13 protein-coding genes and 1 tRNA gene are annotated in these 19,043 nt (G+C 32.5%); 3 read left to right on the top strand and 11 right to left on the bottom strand.

From position 1 onward, the window contains the following. The first annotated feature begins 5 nt into the window (after nucleotides 1–5). Genes ACNC7R_RS16810 through ACNC7R_RS16800 form a run of 3 tightly spaced genes read left to right on the top strand, consistent with a single transcriptional unit; the run spans nucleotide 6 to nucleotide 6,784 of the window. On the top strand, nucleotides 6–2,141 hold the full coding sequence (locus ACNC7R_RS16810; RefSeq protein ID WP_417942196.1) for an McrB family protein: 2,136 nt from the start codon (nucleotides 6–8) through the stop codon (nucleotides 2,139–2,141). Next, nucleotides 2,141–3,562, top strand: coding sequence for a 5-methylcytosine restriction system specificity protein McrC (locus ACNC7R_RS16805; RefSeq protein WP_417942195.1), 1,422 nt, complete (start codon nucleotides 2,141–2,143; stop codon nucleotides 3,560–3,562). The genes ACNC7R_RS16810 and ACNC7R_RS16805 overlap by 1 nt, the downstream gene beginning before the upstream one ends. 12 nt (nucleotides 3,563–3,574) lie before the next feature. After that, on the top strand, nucleotides 3,575–6,784 hold the full coding sequence (locus ACNC7R_RS16800; RefSeq protein WP_417942194.1) for a type I restriction endonuclease subunit R: 3,210 nt from the start codon (nucleotides 3,575–3,577) through the stop codon (nucleotides 6,782–6,784). Between the two features lie 496 nt (nucleotides 6,785–7,280). On the opposite strand, the gene ACNC7R_RS16795 is transcribed toward ACNC7R_RS16800, so the two are convergent. From ACNC7R_RS16795 to ACNC7R_RS16745, 11 genes are all read right to left on the bottom strand, one after another. Next, nucleotides 7,281–8,183 carry an IS982 family transposase gene (locus tag ACNC7R_RS16795; RefSeq protein ID WP_417943189.1) on the bottom strand — a complete coding sequence of 301 codons (903 nt, stop codon included), beginning with the start codon at nucleotides 8,181–8,183 and terminating at the stop codon, nucleotides 7,281–7,283. A gap of 777 nt (nucleotides 8,184–8,960) precedes the next feature. Continuing rightward, nucleotides 8,961–9,944, bottom strand: coding sequence for a nucleotidyl transferase AbiEii/AbiGii toxin family protein (locus tag ACNC7R_RS16790; protein WP_417942193.1), 984 nt, complete (start codon nucleotides 9,942–9,944; stop codon nucleotides 8,961–8,963). After that, nucleotides 9,944–10,669: a DUF6088 family protein gene (locus ACNC7R_RS16785; RefSeq protein WP_417942192.1), complete on the bottom strand. Its 726-nt coding sequence runs from the start codon at nucleotides 10,667–10,669 to the stop codon at nucleotides 9,944–9,946. The genes ACNC7R_RS16790 and ACNC7R_RS16785 overlap by 1 nt, the downstream gene beginning before the upstream one ends. A 243-nt stretch (nucleotides 10,670–10,912) precedes the next feature. Next, nucleotides 10,913–11,815 (bottom strand): IS982 family transposase, encoded by a 903-nt coding sequence (locus ACNC7R_RS16780; RefSeq protein ID WP_417943188.1) that lies wholly within the window; start codon nucleotides 11,813–11,815, stop codon nucleotides 10,913–10,915. Nucleotides 11,816–11,915: 100 nt separating this feature from the next. Further along, nucleotides 11,916–12,368, bottom strand: coding sequence for an Arm DNA-binding domain-containing protein (locus ACNC7R_RS16775; RefSeq protein ID WP_417942191.1), 453 nt, complete (start codon nucleotides 12,366–12,368; stop codon nucleotides 11,916–11,918). A 281-nt stretch (nucleotides 12,369–12,649) separates the two neighbouring features. Continuing rightward, a tRNA-Ser gene (locus tag ACNC7R_RS16770) sits at nucleotides 12,650–12,734 on the bottom strand. 151 nt (nucleotides 12,735–12,885) lie between these two features. Next, nucleotides 12,886–13,284 carry an acyl-CoA thioesterase gene (locus ACNC7R_RS16765; protein ID WP_223683064.1) on the bottom strand — a complete coding sequence of 133 codons (399 nt, stop codon included), beginning with the start codon at nucleotides 13,282–13,284 and terminating at the stop codon, nucleotides 12,886–12,888. Between the two features lies 1 nt (nucleotide 13,285). After that, nucleotides 13,286–14,416 (bottom strand): 3,4-dihydroxy-2-butanone-4-phosphate synthase, encoded by a 1,131-nt coding sequence (ribB, locus tag ACNC7R_RS16760; RefSeq protein ID WP_417942190.1) that lies wholly within the window; start codon nucleotides 14,414–14,416, stop codon nucleotides 13,286–13,288. Between the two features lie 2 nt (nucleotides 14,417–14,418). After that, nucleotides 14,419–15,873 carry an LptF/LptG family permease gene (locus tag ACNC7R_RS16755; protein WP_417942189.1) on the bottom strand — a complete coding sequence of 485 codons (1,455 nt, stop codon included), beginning with the start codon at nucleotides 15,871–15,873 and terminating at the stop codon, nucleotides 14,419–14,421. Between the two features lie 8 nt (nucleotides 15,874–15,881). Continuing rightward, nucleotides 15,882–16,574, bottom strand: coding sequence for a LolA family protein (locus ACNC7R_RS16750; RefSeq protein ID WP_417942188.1), 693 nt, complete (start codon nucleotides 16,572–16,574; stop codon nucleotides 15,882–15,884). A 4-nt stretch (nucleotides 16,575–16,578) separates the two neighbouring features. Continuing rightward, nucleotides 16,579–19,032 carry a DNA translocase FtsK gene (locus ACNC7R_RS16745; protein WP_417942187.1) on the bottom strand — a complete coding sequence of 818 codons (2,454 nt, stop codon included), beginning with the start codon at nucleotides 19,030–19,032 and terminating at the stop codon, nucleotides 16,579–16,581. Nucleotides 19,033–19,043: the final 11 nt, after the last annotated feature.

The following is a 19,043-nucleotide window of genomic DNA, read 5'->3' as shown; positions in this document are numbered from 1 at the left end:
TAGATATGAACTATTGGCATATGCAATTGCATCCTGATGATCGCTTATCTGTAGAAACTGTTGTTTCTATACTTGAGACCAAACAGGTTATTGGTCTGGGGGATTCATGGAAAGATAAAAATGGAAATCCCAATATTGCTCCTGAAGTATTTGAAAATCAAATGAAAATTGGAGATATTGTAATGATACGTGATACAATAACTCCCGTAGCTCTAGTGAGAATTGAGAGCAAGGCATTTTTAGAAAATAAGACAAATGAAGATTTTGATTGGTTTAACCTGCGAAGAAATATAACATTAGTAGCAATTTATGAAGACTCTATAGCTAAAATAAAGGATAGACTACTTAAAAAGTATGATAAAAATTATATACAAGCACCAGGAACTTTAACAAAATGCCAAGGCAATAATGCAACAAACGATTTTATCAGAGAATGGTATAAAGTCTCAACAAGAAAAACACTTATGGAAAATATAAAATTGAGTCCTGAAAGACAATCGGAAATCAAGATTATGTGGTTAAAATATAAAGATTTTTTCTACGATGGTAAAAAAAATGTTGATATAAGAAATAATGTAGAAGCTTTATTGGATGAATGGAAAAAATATGCATCTAAAATAAAGGATAATAGTTTTTCAATTGATGACTACACTAATAGATTAAATTCAGATAACGCGCAAATGCCTGGCGGTTATTTATGCAATTTTTTAGAACGAACTACCAGTACTTTTTTTGGGTCATCAAAACCAGGTAATGCTAATAATTTTGAGATAAAATTAAATTTTGATGGAGAAACTTATACTATTCGTAAAGAATTAAAACACGGTGAAAAGGAGAATAGAAATGATAAAAGTAAAGCATCTATATTATTCGATGATACAATAAAAAAACTTTTTCAAGATATTGTAAACACTGGAGATCCAACGGAAAAAATTCCATTAGTAGAAACTAGTGAATATACTTCCAAACAGATATTACGAAAAATGGCTGTTTTAGATAATACAACTGATTTTTTATTTATTTATTCGGATAGTGTTATTGACTTTTTACATAATGAATTTGTAAATAGTGATGAGCAGACAAATCTTGGTAAAAACTATGAAATAAGAACTATTGCCAATCAAATTTTAGATCTAAAAGATAATAATGTAGTTGATTCGGTATTGTTATCTTGGTTTTTATGGCATTTTGCTAAAACACAAAGTATCGCTGACGAAAACACACCGAATGTTATTTTATACGGTCCGCCGGGAACTGGAAAAACTTTTGCTGTAAAAGAAAGTTTAAATTTTATTTGCCAAGGAGATCGAAGTAGATATGAGTTCGTTCAATTTCACCCATCCTTTACTTACGAAGATTTTATTGAAGGTATCAAACCAAAAGGAGTTACAAAAGATGGAAATATAAAATTCGAACTGGTTGATGGTATTTTTAAAAGGTTTTGTAAAAAAGCGAAGTCTAATCCAGACAAGAAATTTTACTTTGTGGTTGACGAAATAAACAGGGCAAATTTGTCTTCAGTATTTGGCGAAACATTATTGTGTTTAGAGAAAGATTATCGTCATGACGTAGTAAATGGAAATAATGAAAATCTTATTAAAACACAATATTCTACTTTGATTGAGGAAATGATTAAGGAAGATCCCGATAAAGAAGATCTAGCATATCATTTTGTAGAAGGTAATGCTTATTTTGGCGTTCCTGCAAATGTTTTTTTTATTGGTATGATGAACGATGTTGATAAAAGTATCGATGCATTTGATTTGGCACTACGTAGAAGATTTAAATGGATTCGTAAAGATTGCGATTACGAGGTTATTGAGCGAGAAACTAGATTTAAAAATGGAGATGTATTCACAAATATAGAAAATTACACCCTATCATGTAAAAGGTTAAACAATTATATAGCTAATAACTTAGGCTTAGGAAAATCCTATGAATTTGGACATTCTTTCTTTATGAAAATGTCTGCAATAGCAGGTAGAAAAGAAATTACTAAAAAGAATTTAGAATACTTATTTCATCTTCATTTAAGCCCCACTCTTAAAGAATATCTTAGATCAATGTTTGCAGAAAGCGAATTAGATGATAAATTAGAAAAGGCATTAGCTGAATTTACGAAACATTTTCAAGTGAATTAATGATGCGTATAAGTATACCAACAAATCATAATTTTTATGAAGAATCTCCTTTAACAGAAAACCAGTTAATTGAGAAATTCGGTATGCTTTTAGAGCAAGATTGTGATACAATTAAAAGTAATTTTTTTACCTCGACTTTTGAGTTGACAACTAAAAATAAATCATTAGAACAGATAAAAATTTTTGGTTTTAAAAACCGCTCTAATAAATTGGAAGAAGAGGAGCAATTAATTTTGAAACTTTATTCTCGTGAACAAAATTCAGATAAAACAAAATTTATTATCCAAACAGGATTATTTGCAGGCGTTTTATATCATAAAGGTTGCCAGTTTAATTTAACAACTCCGTATGGCGAAGCATTCTTAAAAAGAATGTTGAACTTTATAAATGATATTTATATTGATAATCAAGAATCAAAGGCATCTCAATCAAAAGAAACAAATGAGTTTCAAAATATTATAGCTTATCTTTTTATTCATGCTTTAGAGAAAGCTTCTATTATGGGATTACCAAAAATATATAAATCTCAAATACAGCGCAGTTATAAGGTCAGGGGAAAAGTTGATGTAAATGCTTACTTAAAACATGATTTTCCTTTTCAGGGTAAATTAACAACAACATATCGCGAACAAGTGTATGTTCAGGAAATTATCGATGTTTTGTATCTCGCATGCAAAAAACTAGAACAGAGTTTTGGTAAAGAAATACACCGTAAAATTCACGGAGTTTTTCAATTACTAAAACAAAATTATTCTGGAGTTTATATACAACATTCGACTATTGAAAAAGTAAAAAATCATAATGTATTAAAAAATCCAATGTTTGGGAATTTCAAAAATGTATTAATTTATGCTGAAATTATTTTGAAGGAACAAAATTTGGTATCAGAAAGCAATAATACCGCTTTAGAAACCAAAGGGTATTTATTTGATATTTCACAGTTATTTGAAGTTTACTTAGAAAAACTTTTAAGCAAACATTTTAATGATTGGGATGTTACAGGACAAGAAGAATTGGATGTTTATCAAAACTTGTTTTATGGTCGTAAAATGTTTCCAGACTTAGTAATGAAACATAAAGAAAGTGATAAAATAATAGTTTTCGATGCCAAGTTTAAAAAAATGAGATCTTTTAAAAATGATATTGATAGAAGTGATTTTTTTCAAATTCATTCTTATATTCAATATTATCAGCCTAAGGTTATATTTGGAGGATTACTATATCCTTTTTCTTCAGAAATAAATAAACTTAATGCACATTCGACAAGTCTATTTGGAAATGAAAATAATCAACATGCATTTATAGTTGACGGTATATTTATACAAGAACAAATGAATATGCATGATATTAGAAAAAGTGAAATTGAATTTTTACTAAGAATTGAAGAGCTAATCGCTAAATCAGCAATTTTTAATGAGTAAATTATATTTGATATGAGCTACGAATATTCAGAAGATGCCCTTATAGAACAAGCCACTCAAGATGTGTTAGAAGAGTTAGGTTGGAAAGTGGTTACAGCATGGACAAAAGAGACCTTTGGACAAAAAGGTTTATTAGGTCGTGAAAATAAATCTGAAGTAATTTTAAAACGTTATGTAATACAAGCATTAGCGAAATTAAATCCAGATTTACCATTTTCTGTTTATGAGCAAGCTTATGAAGTTCTTTCTCAAAAAATAGCTGATAAAACATTAGGAAGTATAAATAAAGAAAAATACGATCTGCTTAAAAATGGTATACCAGTAAGTTACACTAACAACGAAGGAGAATTAATAAAAAAGAAACTCAAAGTATTTGATTATAAAGATTATGAGAACAACGATTTTTTGGCAATCCGGCAGTTAGAAGTTGTTGGAGAATTGTACAGTCGTCGCCCCGATGTTATTGGTTTTGTAAATGGAATTCCTTTGGTTTTCTTTGAATTAAAAGCACATTGTAATGATTTACGCAATTCTTATAATGACAATATAAAGGATTATAAAGATACAATCGCGCCTATTTTTCTCACCAATGCTTTCATCATTTTAAGTAATGGTGTTGATAGTAAAGTTGGAACTGTTACGAGTCCATATAAATTCTTTTTAGATTGGAAAAGAATTGAAGAAGAGGAAGAAGGAGTCGTAAGTTTAGATACAATGTTGCGTGGTACTTGTGCTCCACATCGATTAATGGATTTATTTGAAAACTTTTTATTATTTGATGAGAATAGTGGCGATGTGGTCAAACTAATGGCTAAAAATCACCAATATATTGGAGTTAATAAAGTATTAGAAAATGTTAAAAACATTGAAAATCTACAAGGAAAACTTGGAGTTTATTGGCATACACAAGGAAGTGGGAAATCATATTCGATGGTTTTTTTATGCGAAAAAGTACATCGAAAGTTTGGAGGAGCATATACATTTTTAATAGCAGTAGATAGAACAGAATTAGAAAATCAATTATATGATACTTTTTCTGGTGTTGGAATTGTAAATGATAAAAATATTGTTGCTGGAAAAAAAACAGGAATTACAGGGCGAGATCATCTAAGAGAATTACTTTCGGAGAATCATCGTTATGTTTTTACATTAATTCACAAGTTTTCTATCGATTCGGAAAAAGAAACTGAATATCCCCTAATTACCGATCGAAAAAATATCATCGTTATTTCAGATGAAGCACACCGTACTCAAGGCGGAACTTATGCTCGCAATATGCGTTTCTTTGGTTTGCCAAATGCTTCCTACTTAGGTTTTACTGGAACTCCAATAATAAAAGATGAAGAAGAATTGACTAAAAATATCTTTGGAGAATATGTTTCAGTCTATGATTTCAAACGTGCAATTGAGGATGATGCAACATTACCTCTGCTTTATGTGAACAGAGGTAAAAAATTAGGAATTGAAAATCCTGAGCTTGACGAAAAGATGGCTGAGGTTCTGGAGGATGAAAATTTAGAAGAAGATGAAAAGAAAAAACTATCTTATTTGTTCCAAAAGAACTATCCAATTCTAACTGCTGAAAGTCGTTTAGATGATATTGCAAAAGATTTAGTTTGGCATTTCAATGATAGAGGATATCAGGGAAAAGCAATGTATGTTGCTCTTGATAAACCAACAGCGGTAAGAATGCACCAATTGGTCATGAAATATTGGCCTGTATATTTAAAAGAACTAGAGGATAAAATTCTAAAAGCGAAAGATCAGCAGGAAGCACAAGAATTAAAACGTAAATACGATATAGTTCTAGAAACAGAAATCTGCGTAGTTGTAAGTAACGAGCAGAATGAAGTTGATAAATTTCGTAAAATGAAATTGGATATTGAGCAACACCGTCGTAAAATGGTGGAGCGTAATCTGGAAAAAGAGTTTAAAGATGCTGAAAATCCTTTTCGTTTAGCTATTGTTTGCGCAATGTGGATTACTGGTTTTGATGCTCAATGTGTATCAACAATATATCTAGATAAGCCAATCAAAGGACATACTCTTATGCAAACCATTGCAAGAGCTAATCGAGTTTATGATGACGAAAAAGAAAATGGTTTAATTGTAGATTATGGAAATGTTTATAAGCAATTGGAGAAAGCATATTCTGTATATGGAGAAGGAGGTAAAGGAAGTAATGATTCTAATAATGCAAAAGCGGTTGAAGAGATTGCAGACCTTGAAGGCGAATTAAAAACTGCTATTAAAGAAACTAAAGATTATTTATCTTCTATAAATTTCAAACTTTCTGATTTGTTTAATGTAAAACCTATGGAAAAAATAGGTTTACTAAAAAAAGCAGGAGATTGTATTTGTTTAAATGAAACAACTCGAACAAGTTTTGAAATGATGGCTCGAAATGTTTTTAGAAAATACAAAGCTCTTTTTCCTGAAGAACAAGCGAAATTATATATAAAAGAATTTAATGCTATTGATGCAATTTATAGTTTATTAAATCAGAATATAAAATCGGCAGATGTAACTGAAATCATGATGCAATTGCAAGCTATTGTTAATGAGAGTATATATTTAGAACAAGACGAGTTAAATGAGCCTGAAAATGAAGTTTATGTTGATTTAAGTCTATTAAATTTTGAAAAGTTAAAAGAAGCTTTTGCAAAGATGCCAAATAAAAACACATTTGTTTACGATTTGCAAAATGCGATCGGTCAAAAATTGCAACAGATGCTTAAGGAAAATCCTTTAAGATTGGAATTTTATGAACGTTATAAAGAAATCGTTGATGAGTATAACAAAGGAAAGTCTTTAGAAGATACATTAACTGCCTTTAATAATTTAAATAACTTTTACAACGATTTAACTTTTGAAGAGAAAAGAGTTATTAGAGAGCAATTAGCGGATCAGGAAACACTCGCAATTTTCGATTTGCTTCGCGAAGGAAAAGAGTTATATGGAGATGATCTTAAACAAGTGAAAAAAGTAGCAAGTGAAACTCTAGACAAACTAAAAGCTGAAAAATTGAAAATTGATCGCTGGCGAGAAAAAAGAGAGGTAACTGCTCAAGTAAAAAGTGAAATATATAATCAATTACTTTGGCTTCCTCAAGAAGTTTACACAGATGAAGAAGTTAGTCTTAAAACAGTGACTATTTATCAGCATATTTATTCTAATTATTATGGCGCTGGAAACAGTTTCTATAATAGAAAAGCAAGTTAGTACAGAAAATTATATCTTGAACAATGTAATAAATTGTATAAGTTAGGTGATTGAATTCAATCCCAAATGTGATACAATAAAATAGTCAATAAAACAAAAACCTTCAACATGTGTTGAAGGTTTTGTAAATTCCGCGGAGGAAGAGGGATTCGAACCTTAAGCCCGCAGCCCGCTTGTATACTGCATTTCTAATATTTTTTTACTGCGTGCCACGATTGTGCCAAAAATTTCAAATTGTCATTTTTTTACTCGTAATCATCTGTTTAACAATGTGTTATAATCTGTAGTTAATTGCGTAGCAAAATACAAATTTTTATGACATCACTAACAAAACATTTTTAAGTTATTTATGTGATGAAGAAATTTAAGATTAACCTTTGAATATAGATTGGTTTTTACAAATTTTTAAAGCTAATCAATCCTAAATTGGCTAGTGAACACAAATTTTTCCATTTATAAGGTATATATTATAACGTGAGTTCGATGTAAACAATAATTAAGCTACAAGCCTGTTGTTTTCAAAATCAATATTTATAGAAGGCTTTTTAGGGAAGAAAGAATAGGCTATTAGTGCTGATAATAAATTAGTTATAAAGTTGTCAAAACTTCTGTGTCTTGTATGTTCTATTTGACAAATATTTTTCAATTGATCATAAACAGTTTCAATTAATGAGCGTTTTCTTAGCATAATTTTATCTTGCAAAAGCATCATACTATTTTTCATGTTCTTTTTGATTTTAGTAACCAAATGCACACCATCTATAAAAAGCTGTTCAAACAAATCTTTTCCAATATATCCTTTGTCACCAAAAAGTTTTCCAAAAATTCTTTTGTGAAAGTTATTGCTTTTTAAAGGTTCTCTATCATCAACATTGGCTTGAGTAAACATAAAATCAAGAATTTCTCCCTTATCATTTATAATTAAGTGTAATTTAAACCCAAAGAACCATCCCGTTGAAGTATGCCCTTTTGTAGCTAAATCTTTGAATGTTTTATGCTGTTTTTCCCGTCTAATATGGCATGCTCTCAAAGAGGTAGAGTCAATTATAGAAATTCCTGTGCATTGACCCAAACAGCATGTTTTCAAAAATAGGGCCATTGGTACAGCGGTTCTTTTTTGAAGTTCCACAAATCTATTGTAAGACACAAGGTTTGGAAATTCGTTATTCAAATGTTTTCCTACATAAAACAAGTAAAAATGTTTTAAGTTTTTAAAACCCATAATGTGAAATAGCACTAAAATGGTTATAACTTCACTATCTGACATACTAAATTTTCGGTTTCTTTTCTTTGGAGCCTCTTTTTCTTTTAAGCTATGAGCAGATATAGTTTTATCAAATTCTTTACAGAATTCGTCTATAAGGAAGTAAATTTCAGTAATTTTATTCGCATCTAACATAGAGGTGGTTTCAAATATAATTAATTGGTTATCAGCTATTAATTTACATAAACCATCTCTATTTTTCAAATATATTTTTACTTTTTTACATCGAACTCACGTTATAATAGATGGTTAAAATTACGAATTAATTCACTTCAATAAAACATATATTACTGATTTTCAAATACAAAACTTATTAAAACAACATAAATTGTCGAAATTCTAGATAAAAACAGATGCTACAGTGATAAAAAATATAAAATGAAGGGATACCTTTTGACATAGAAAGATAAAGCGGTTTATATATATTAAAAGTCAAAATTTTAGGGCAGAATCATGGCACATGGATTTTGGAGTGGATACCTTTTTTGCCACAAAAAGTTAAGGCGGTTTTTAACAATTTTCTCCAGTTTAAAGTTTTGTGGCAGAATCGTGGCGCGCCAGTATTTTAGAAATAAAAACGAGTTATGATAGCCTATCCAACTGTTAGGTTCGAATCTGCAGCTATCCGTTTTTCTCAAGATTTTGCCGCTGAAAAATCAGCCACTGTGGGGAAGGAACAGATCAAACCGATGACCTGAAAGAAATTCAACTATTGCAAAAAATGGAAAAATGGCTGAAAAAATATCATAAAAAGAAAATAGATGGATAACAATTTATTATATCTACAGTTTTTTTTACTTTTTAAAGTAAATCAGTTTAGTTTTTTGTTTAAAATAAATCACTCAGACAATTCACTTTTTTTCAAATCTTTGAATAATAAATGTTTTCCAGCGCTTAATTTTTTCTGAAATATTATTTTGTTATCGGCCAATCCATTTTCTGAATTCTCCCAGATAGAAACATCAGAGTCTCCAAAACTTCACCCTCCTTTGGAAGTTCACCAGTCACCATTTCTTTAAACGAAGAAGTATAAATTTTCTTTAATTGTTCCCACACAGCTGCAGTACTTTTAAATAATAGTGCATCTCCAGGGTGCACATATAGCCAGTCTTTATTGTTAGGAATGGCCTTATCATCATCGAGTCCGACCTGCAGCAGCATTTGGTCAAATTCTTTTGAAGCAGTGAATTCTTTAATTTTGTCCTGCTTTAACAGCAGATGAAGATCATAAGTGTGGCGCACCTTTTTAGACAATTCTTCAATGGGTTTTTCCGTATGTGAAAAACGCACCAGACTGATAATTTTCTCGCAGAACGTGCGTTCAATTCCCAGCGCCGTAACTTGAAAATCCTCAAGCCCGAATCTTTCAATAAGTTCAGGAGTCTGGCTTTGTTTAATATATTCTGCTATCAAGCTGCAGATATATGTGGTCTGGCGGGGCTCAGAACTTCCCATATGAGAAACCTCAACCGCAATAAATTCTCCAACCTCACCATACTGTCCTTGCATGCCCAGCTTGGGAAAAGAATATACTATTTTACGAATGCTCCCTTTTTTATTTGTACCGGGATGATCCTCAACAGGATTTAATATCGAATCATCTGTTATATTCGTTACTTCTTTTAGTTTATTTTTTAATGCGTTGCCAGAATCACCAGACTCTTTTATAATTATGAGGTCAATGTCTTCAGAGAACCTGTGAATAATTTTATAACATTTGGAAAGGGATGTTCCGCCTTTAAAAACAATATTATCTTTTACTGCAGACGAAAACAGCTCTTGCAGTGCATATGTAACCCAGTAATCTTTCTCTATTAAAATCTCTGAAACTTTAAAATGCTCCGCCGCAATTACAATGGCTCCTTCAAAACTGTCTTTATCTAAATGTAAATTCATTATCCTATGTTCCAGAAATTAATAGTAGGCAGTAATTCCGCAGTAATCCCATACTGGTAACGGCTTGCTGGATTAATTGACGCCTTTAGCTTCTTTAAGTCTCCGAAATCCTTTATATCTTCCAGCACCGCTCCAAGCAGCGCTCTTACTTTTGGAGGATATGAAATCCCGTAAGATACCAGCTTTTTAATCTCATCATTTTTTAAACGACCTATTTCTTTTTTTAAATAGGTAAGTCCGTCTTTGGCCTGCATATCAGGAATAGAATTAAAATCTTTCATAACATCCAGAATCTCAAGATAACGAATCTTATCAGGTGTAACCTTAACATAACTCTTCGCAGGTTTTACAGCCATACTCCCAGCACGTCCTTTTATCTGCCTGCTCTGAGAGGCAACTCGCACTGCATTTGTAACCTGTGTAGTCAGCCCCAGCCTATTATAAAGCCTTGTGCCCGTAACATAAGCAGTCTGTCTACTGTCCTCATACAAATACAATCCCAGCAGCGCTTCTTCCCTGGGTTTCTGTTCGCCGAACACACTTATTTTGGGTTTATAATAATATCCCTTTCTTGCTCTTTTAACTATACCTCTAGAAGTCAGCCTGCCAAGCGCTTTTGCTCCTGCCAGTAATTCATCAGCAGAAAGACCAAGTGCAGCATATCCAAATACCTCTCCCGGCGCAATCTGTTTTACTTTACGTCCTATTTTATCTGCTACTGTCATAATAACTGCAAAGATATACAATTATATATCAATTGTCAAGTTTTTTACAACTTTTACTTGACGTAAGAAGAGGGATAATAAACAAATAAATGTGGAAGAAGACATCCTAAAATAAGCCATATAGTGTTTAATTTTTTTGTAAAATAAGCGCTTTATAAATGCAAAAATTTGTGTGGAGTAGTTATTGTAGTGCTGATTAGCTTGAAAAATTTGTATAATAACGTGAGTTCGATATAAGAATATTTAAGCAACAAGTCTGTTATTTTCAAAATCGACATTTATAGAAGGCTTTTTAGGAAAAAAAGAATAGGCTATAAGTCCTGATAGTAAGTTTGTTATAAAATTATCAAAACTCCTATGTCTTGTATGTTCTATTTGGCAAATATTTTTCAATTGATCATAAATAGTTTCGATTAATGATCGTTTTCTAAGCATAATTTTGTCTTGTAAAAGCATTATACTATTCTTCATATTCTTTTTGATTTTAGTGACCAAATGGACTCCATCAATAAAAAGTTGTTCAAACAAATCTTTTCCAATATATCCCTTATCTCCAAAAAGTTTTCCGAATATTCTTTTATGAAAGTTGTTGCTTTTTAATGGTTCTCTATCGTCAACACTGGCTTGAGTAAGCATAAAATCAAGAATTTCTCCTTTGTCGTTTATAATCAAATGCAACTTAAATCCAAAAAACCATCCTGTTGAAGTATGCCCTTTTGTTGCTAAATCCTTAAATGTTTTGTGTTGTTTTTCTCGTCTAATATGGCATGATCGTAAAGGGGTTGAGTCAATAATAGAAATTCCTGTACATTGTCCCAAACAACAAGTTTTCAAAAATAGCGCCATTGGCACAATAGCTTTTTTTTGAAGTTCTACAAATCTGTTATAGGAAACAAGGTTTGGGAATTCTTTTTTCAAATGCTTCCCAATATAAAACAAATAAAAATGCTTCAAATTTTTGTAACCCATAGCGTGGAAAAGCACTAAAATAGTCATAACTTCACTATCAGTCATCGTAAATTTTCGGTTTCTTTTCTTTGGAGAATCTTTTTCATTTAAGCTATGAGCAGTCATGGTTTTATCAAATTCTTTCGAGAATTCGTCTATAATAAAGTAAATTTCTGTAATTTTAGCATTGGATAACATAGGGATGGTTTTAATTGTAATTAGTTGTTTGTCAGACATTAATATACAAAAACCATCTCTGTTTTCCAAATATTTTTTACTTCCTTATATCGAACTCACATTATTTAGATTTAATGAAAGCCGTTACGTGATTTTTAGTAATATTGAATCTCTCCAGTGTGGCTTCTGTATATCCGTTGCCAATCAGGGCTTTCATTTCATCATTGTGTTTTTGAAATTCTTCCAGCACCCTTGCTCTGGGAGTTATTCTTCCCATAACATGGTCCATAATCTTTTGGGAAGTTATGGGTTTTCCGGAGTACATAATTTCGGATTTGATCTCATGGATCTTCATAGCGAGTGAATCCAGAAAAAAGTTTAGGGATTTTGCGTCTTCTTTTGTACCTGTTGCTCTCTCGGTTTTTTGGTTCCAGCGCTCGCTGTCCCATTTCCGTCTTGTGGATGCTTCTTTCGGGATTCCGTCAACGGTTATCCTGAAATAAACGGTTCTAATGTTTCTCTCATTGCGGGATGCTTTCAAAAAGAATATCAACCCAAAGCTGTTCTCTAGCATAATTCAACTTATTAGATTAGTAAATGTAGAATTATAACCTTATTTAAACAAGATGTAAACGTGCTTAACCCCTTTGATTTCGGGACTTAAGATGAAATTTTGTGGCACATTTTCGAAATTTCCAAGTGTGCCACGAATGTGCCACAAAGATTTTGTTCGATTTTATAAATATTGAAAAGCAGTATAAAAGAAGAAACCCTGCTAATCCTAAGATTTGCAGGGTTTTCCGTGAATTTTAGCCTTTTTTGTAAACTTTGAAAAGTCTCTTTTTAAGCTCTCAGCGGAGAAAGAGGGATTCGAACCCCCGGACCTGTTACAGTCAACAGTTTTCAAGACTGCCGCATTCGACCGCTCTGCCATTTCTCCAGTATGTTGCTCTCATTTACTGATTGCGAGTGCAAATATAAGACGCTTTTTCGGTTATCAAAACTTTTTTGGAAGTTTTTTTTAAACTTTTTTGAATCTATTTTCAAGTGTCTAATTATCAGTATTTATGAAAGTGTGAATTTTTTAAAGATTATTCTAAATCGTCTAAAATAGGTGTTGGTTTTTTGTTTTCATCTACGGCAACAAACGAAAAAGTTCCTGAAACTACCGTTTCGCGAAGCTCCGAATACATTTGTTCCATAAAAATATCTACATGAATTTTACAGCTTGTTCTTCCAACACTGATTACTTTTGCAACTAATTCGATTAAAGTTCCGGCCGGTATTGCTTTTTTAAAATCGATTTGGCCCGTTGAAATGGTTACTACTTTTTTTCTGCTGAATCGTGTCGCGCAGATAAAAGCAACTTCATCCATCAGATGAAGTGCTGTACCTCCAAATAAAGTATCGTAATGGTTGGTCGTACTTGGAAAAACGGCCTTGAAAATACGGGTTTCTGATTTTATAATTCTTTCTTCTAAAGTTCCCATATTAATAGTTTACATATTCTGTAATTTCTAATCCGTAACCTATCATACCAACACGTTTGGTTTGCTGGGTATTAGAAACTAATCTGATTTTTGAAATATCGAGATCGTGCAGAATTTGGGCTCCTATTCCGTAATCTTTTGTGTCAATAACTACTTTTGGCGCTTTCATGGTGCCTTCTGCCTGTAAAGCTTTTAATTCCGAAATACGATTTAAAAGATTGACAGCAGTCATATCCTGATTGATAAAAACAACAGCTCCTTTTCCATCTTCATTGATGATCTTAAACATATCATCTAATTGCTGATCGGCATTATTAGTTAAAGTACCCAGTAAGTCATTATTAACCTGTGAAGAATGGATACGGGTCAAAATAGATTCGCCTAAATTCCAGGTGCCTTTCGTTAAAGCAATATGAATTTGTTTATTAGTGGTTTGTTCGTAAGCTCTTAATCTGAAAGTACCAAAACGGGTTTCGATATCAAAATCTTCTTTTTTAACGATCAGGCTGTCGTGCTGCATTCTGTATGCTACCAGATCCTCAATAGAAACCAATTTTAAATTGAATTTTTTAGCCACTTCAACCAATTGCGGCAAACGTGCCATTGTTCCGTCTTCGTTTAAAATTTCACAAATAACACCAGCAGATTTAAAACCGGCTAATCTGGCAAAATCTATAGCTGCTTCTGTATGCCCTGTTCTTCTTAGAACGCCTCCTTGCTTGGCAACTAAAGGGAAAATATGTCCTGGACGGGCTAATTCATGTGGTTTCGTATTGGGGTCTACTAACGATAAAACTGTTTTTGCTCTGTCAGCGGCAGAAATTCCTGTGGTAACGCCATTCCCTTTTAAATCAACAGAAACTGTAAAGGCGGTTTCCATATGGTCTGTATTGTTAGTTACCATTGGTCGTAAATCTAACTCTTTACAACGGCTTTCAGTAAGAGGAGTGCAAATTAATCCACGTCCGTGAGTAGCCATAAAGTTGATCATTTCCGGAGTTGTTTTTTCGGCTGCAGCCAAAAAATCACCTTCGTTTTCACGATCTTCATCATCGACAACAATGATGACTTTACCCTGACGAATATCTTCTATAGCTTCCTCAATGGTATTTAATTGTATTTTTGTTGACATAATTATTTATTGTTTTGAGCGGGGAAAAAACGCTCGGAAATTTTCTGAAATAGTTGTTGGAGAGGTGTTGTTATCGCATCAAAGTTGACTAAGCCATTATCATTTGTGGCACGATAAGTCAATAAAATAGCTAAAGGAGATAATATAAATGAAGACATCCATGCTCCCATAAACGGTGTCATACCACCTTCTTGTGAAAGTCTTTTGCCAAAGGTATTAATGAAATGAAATGTAATAAAAATTAACACGGCAAATACTATTGGCAAACCAAGTCCTCCTTTTCTAATAATTGCCCCTAAAGGCGCACCTATAAAAAACATTAAAAAGCAGGCAAAAGCAATAACAAATTTCTCATAAAGAGCTGTGATGTGTTTGTTTATATCACGTTGCTTGTCTTTTAATTCTTTTTGAGTGGATTCTATAGAATAGATAGTGCTTGTGGCATTACTGCTTGCCATATCTAAAATAGCCTTTTTTTGCTTAGTGTCGTAAAGAGATAAAAGGTTGTCAGGTAATGACTTTTTCTTATCTTTTACTTTTGAAGCTGTAGCAAATTTGGATAGTCCGACCCGTTGATTTATATTTTCGGTAAAGGATACAACCTCATTGTCCCTGCTTTTATTTAGAGAATCTAGTGTGTAACGTAATTCGTTAACATTCAGCATGCTGCTTGTGCTGTTGATGTTTTCGTTTTCAGTATCGGTTTTGTTTAATTCAGATAGGTCAATATTGATGATCTGCTTTTTGAAAGCCCCTTTTATAAAAGGCAATTTAGCCCTGTCTTCGTATTTTTTTGGGGTAACATCCTGATAATAATAACCATCTTTAAGGACTAATTGTAAAATACTGGATTTTTCACTGCTTATTAATTCTCCGTTTTTGGCTTTTATTACTGTTTTGTTTTCCCCCATATTTGAAGGCTTTTCATGAATGGTAACTCCGGTTAAAAGATTGCCGTTTTCTCCTGATTTTTTATTGACTTTAATATTGTAGAAGCCAACATCATTAAACTGTCCTTCTGCAATTGCCATGGCGGGTTTAGCCTGAGCAATGTTTTTTCGGAAATTGACAAATTTGTATTCCGCATAAGGAATTACATTGTTAGAAAACCAAAAAGCCACAATGCTTAATACGAAAATGAAAATAATCAGCATTCTCATCGCGCGCTGAAGAGAAATGCCCGAAGATTTCATTGCTGCAAATTCATAGTTTTCTGCCAGATTACCAAAAGTCATTATCGAAGCTAATAAAACCGATAAAGGCAAAACAAGCGGAATAATTCTAGGCATTGAGAAAAGAAGGAATTTTACAACTAATATCAAATCCAGATCCTTACCGGCAAGTTCAGAAATAAAGAGCCAGACTGTCTGAAGAATGAATATAAAAAAAAGGATTACAAATACCGTAGTAAATGTAATCAGGAATGTTTTTAATAAGTATTTGTCTAAAATTTTCAACCTTGTAATTAATCTAATTTATTGATGTAGTATTTCGGGTATTTACTCGCTACAAAGGTAAATTGATTTTTTGATAAAGGCTGATTGGTTTTAAAAGAATTAACGGTTAAAGTTGTTTTTGTACCGTTTTTTCCGGTCTCAATCAAATTATAAATGTGTTTTGTCTGAGCATCAATGCCTAAAAGAATTTCCTTTCTTTGATCTTTTCCGCTGGTGGGTACTAATTTGATATATTGGATTTTTCTTCCTTTGACATTTTGTACAATATCCATAGTGTATTTGTATCCGGAATTAAAAAAAGTCAGCATTTTTGAAGGAGTAATCGCATTATCGTCCTTTTCGTTTACTTTAGAAATGGTAACTTCTTCATCTTCAGGTACAATTGTATATGTTTTTTGCCCATCAAATATCTTAGTAACCCCCATGAAATTCAATACATATTGATTGCCTTTCATGATTACATTTCCTTTGCTGTCCTGATTGATGTTTTCTTTGGTATTATTTAGGGAATACTTAAAATCGATAGAAATATTATTATAGCTTTTAATCTTAGATGTTACCTGGTTCAATAAATCCTTGGCTTTTTTATCCTGAGCCTGAACAGAAGTAAAACTCAAAAGCAGTAAAATGGCTATTTGCAGATACTTTTTACTCATTTTCATAATAGAATTGTTTGTGATTTCCTGAATTTTAATTTTCATGATGTTAATTTTGTTCATTATTAAAAAATTGATCAAGAGCACTTAAATCTAGGATATTGACATTACGGGCTTTACTGCCTTCAAAAGGACCGACAATTCCGGCTGCTTCCAGCTGATCTATTAAACGTCCAGCTCTGTTGTAGCCTAATTTTAGTTTTCTTTGCAATAATGAAGCTGAGCCTTGTTGTGCATTGACTATAATTTCCGCTGCTTCTCTAAATAAAGTATCTCTTTCGGAAATATCCACATCAAGATTGATGCCAGTTTCCTCTCCAGTAAACTCAGGAAGTAAATAAGCTGTAGCATACGCCTTTTGTGAGCCAATAAAATCGGTTATTTTTTCGACCTCAGGAGTGTCAATGAAAGCGCACTGAACGCGAATCACGTCATTTCCATTGGAGTATAATAAATCTCCGCGTCCAATTAACTGATCAGCTCCTTGTGTGTCCAGAATAGTTCTTGAGTCAATTTTTGAAGTCACCCTGAAAGCGATTCTGGCAGGGAAGTTAGCTTTGATTAAACCGGTAATAACATTTACAGAAGGTCTCTGTGTAGCAATAATTAAGTGAATACCAATCGCACGAGCTAACTGAGCCAGACGCGCAATTGGAATTTCGACTTCTTTACCTGCAGTCATAATCAAATCGGCGAACTCATCTACTACCAATACGATATAAGGCAGGAATCGATGACCTGCTTCCGGATTTAATTTTCTGGATTTGAATTTTTCATTGTATTCTTTAATGTTACGAACCATCGCATCTTTTAATAAAGAATAACGGTTGTCCATTTCGGTACAAAGTGAATTTAACGTGTTGACCACTTTGGCATTGTCTGTAATAATGGCATCTTCTGTATCCGGAAGTTTGGCTAAATAATGTCTTTCAATTTTATTGAAAAGCGTAAGTTCCACTTTTTTCGGATCGACCAGAACAAATTTTACTTCAGCAGGATGTTTTTTGTATAAAAGCGAAGTTAAAACGGCGTTTAGTCCAACTGATTTTCCTTGTCCTGTGGCACCAGCCATCAATAGGTGAGGCATTTTGGCTAAATCGACAACAAAAGTTTCGTTTGAGATCGTTTTACCCAGCGCAATTGGAAGTTCCATTTCAGCTTCCTGAAATTTTGCGGCTCCAATAACACTTTTCATGGAAACCATAGTAGGAGTCTTGTTAGGGACTTCGATACCAATAGTTCCTTTTCCTGGAATTGGTGCAATAATACGAATTCCTAATGCTGATAAAGATAAAGCGATATCATCTTCCAGACTCTTAATTTTAGAAATTCTGATTCCGGCTTCCGGCACAATTTCGTATAAAGTTACAGATGGGCCAACGGTTGCCTTGATCTGTGCAATTTCAATTTTGTAGTTTCGAAGTGTATCTACAATTTTATTTTTGTTTTCTTCTAACTCTTCCTGGTTGATTGTGATTCCGCCTGACGAGTATTCTTTTAATAAATCGATAGTTGGAAACTTATAATTGGATAAATCCAAAGTAGGGTCAAATAATCCGAAATCAGCAACTAAACGAGATGCCAGATTTTCTTCAATGATATCTTCTTCTTCAGCTTTTTCAATAACAAACTCCTCGTTATGATGAGCTTGTGGTTCTCTTGCCGGATTTATATTCATTTCAACCGGCTTTAAAACAGGGTTTAAATCGATTTCTGATGCGTGGGAAATAGTTGGTTTTAAGGCTTCTTTGTTAATTTCGAATTGAGAATCAACAGTTTTAAGATGAATATTGTCTAACTCAGGATCTTCTTCCTCAATAGCAAATTCTTCTAAGTTATAAGCACTTTCAGGTTCTTGCTGAGTAGTTTTTACAGCTTTTAATTCTGATTTTAATTCACTTTTAGTAGAGTCAAAATAAGACTGTATTTTTTCAGGGGATACTTTTATTTTGAAAATCAAATAAACAATTAATCCGAAAAGCAGCGTAAGTAAAGTACCTGTTTTTCCGATATAATCCTGAAGGAATAAATTAAGTTCATACCCAATTGTTCCACCTAGTTCCGGAGCTGATGTGGCGAAAAAACCAAAAAGGATTGAAACAATTATAATGGCAAATAAATCCCAAAACCAGGTGTTTTTGAGTTTTTTAATTGAAAGTTCTAATGCAAGGAACATTCCGGTAAGGAAAAATAAACGTACAAAAACAAATGAAGCTATTCCGAAACCTTTATATACGATTAAGTCGGCAAGGTAAGCGCCGAATTTTCCGAGCCAGTTTTGTACAATTTCATTACGGTCATCCAAATGACTAACAGCACTTTGGTCTGTTTGCCATTGCCCGTTAATGTAAAAAGAAACAAATGCAACTAATAATGCAATAGAAAATAATACCAAAAGACATCCAAAAACAATTTTTTGTTGTTTGGATAACTCCCAGGATTTTGTAGTTTCGTTTTTTGATTCGCTTTTTTTGTCTAAAGTTTCTTTTTTTGTTTTTGCCATTCCTGCTTATC

Origin of the sequence: Flavobacterium adiutor, from assembly GCF_048282555.1 — a bacterium.
Classification (GTDB): Bacteria; Bacteroidota; Bacteroidia; order Flavobacteriales; family Flavobacteriaceae; genus Flavobacterium.
The sequence above is the reverse complement of the archived record's forward strand: the minus strand, read 5'-3'. Positions and strand labels throughout refer to the sequence as shown.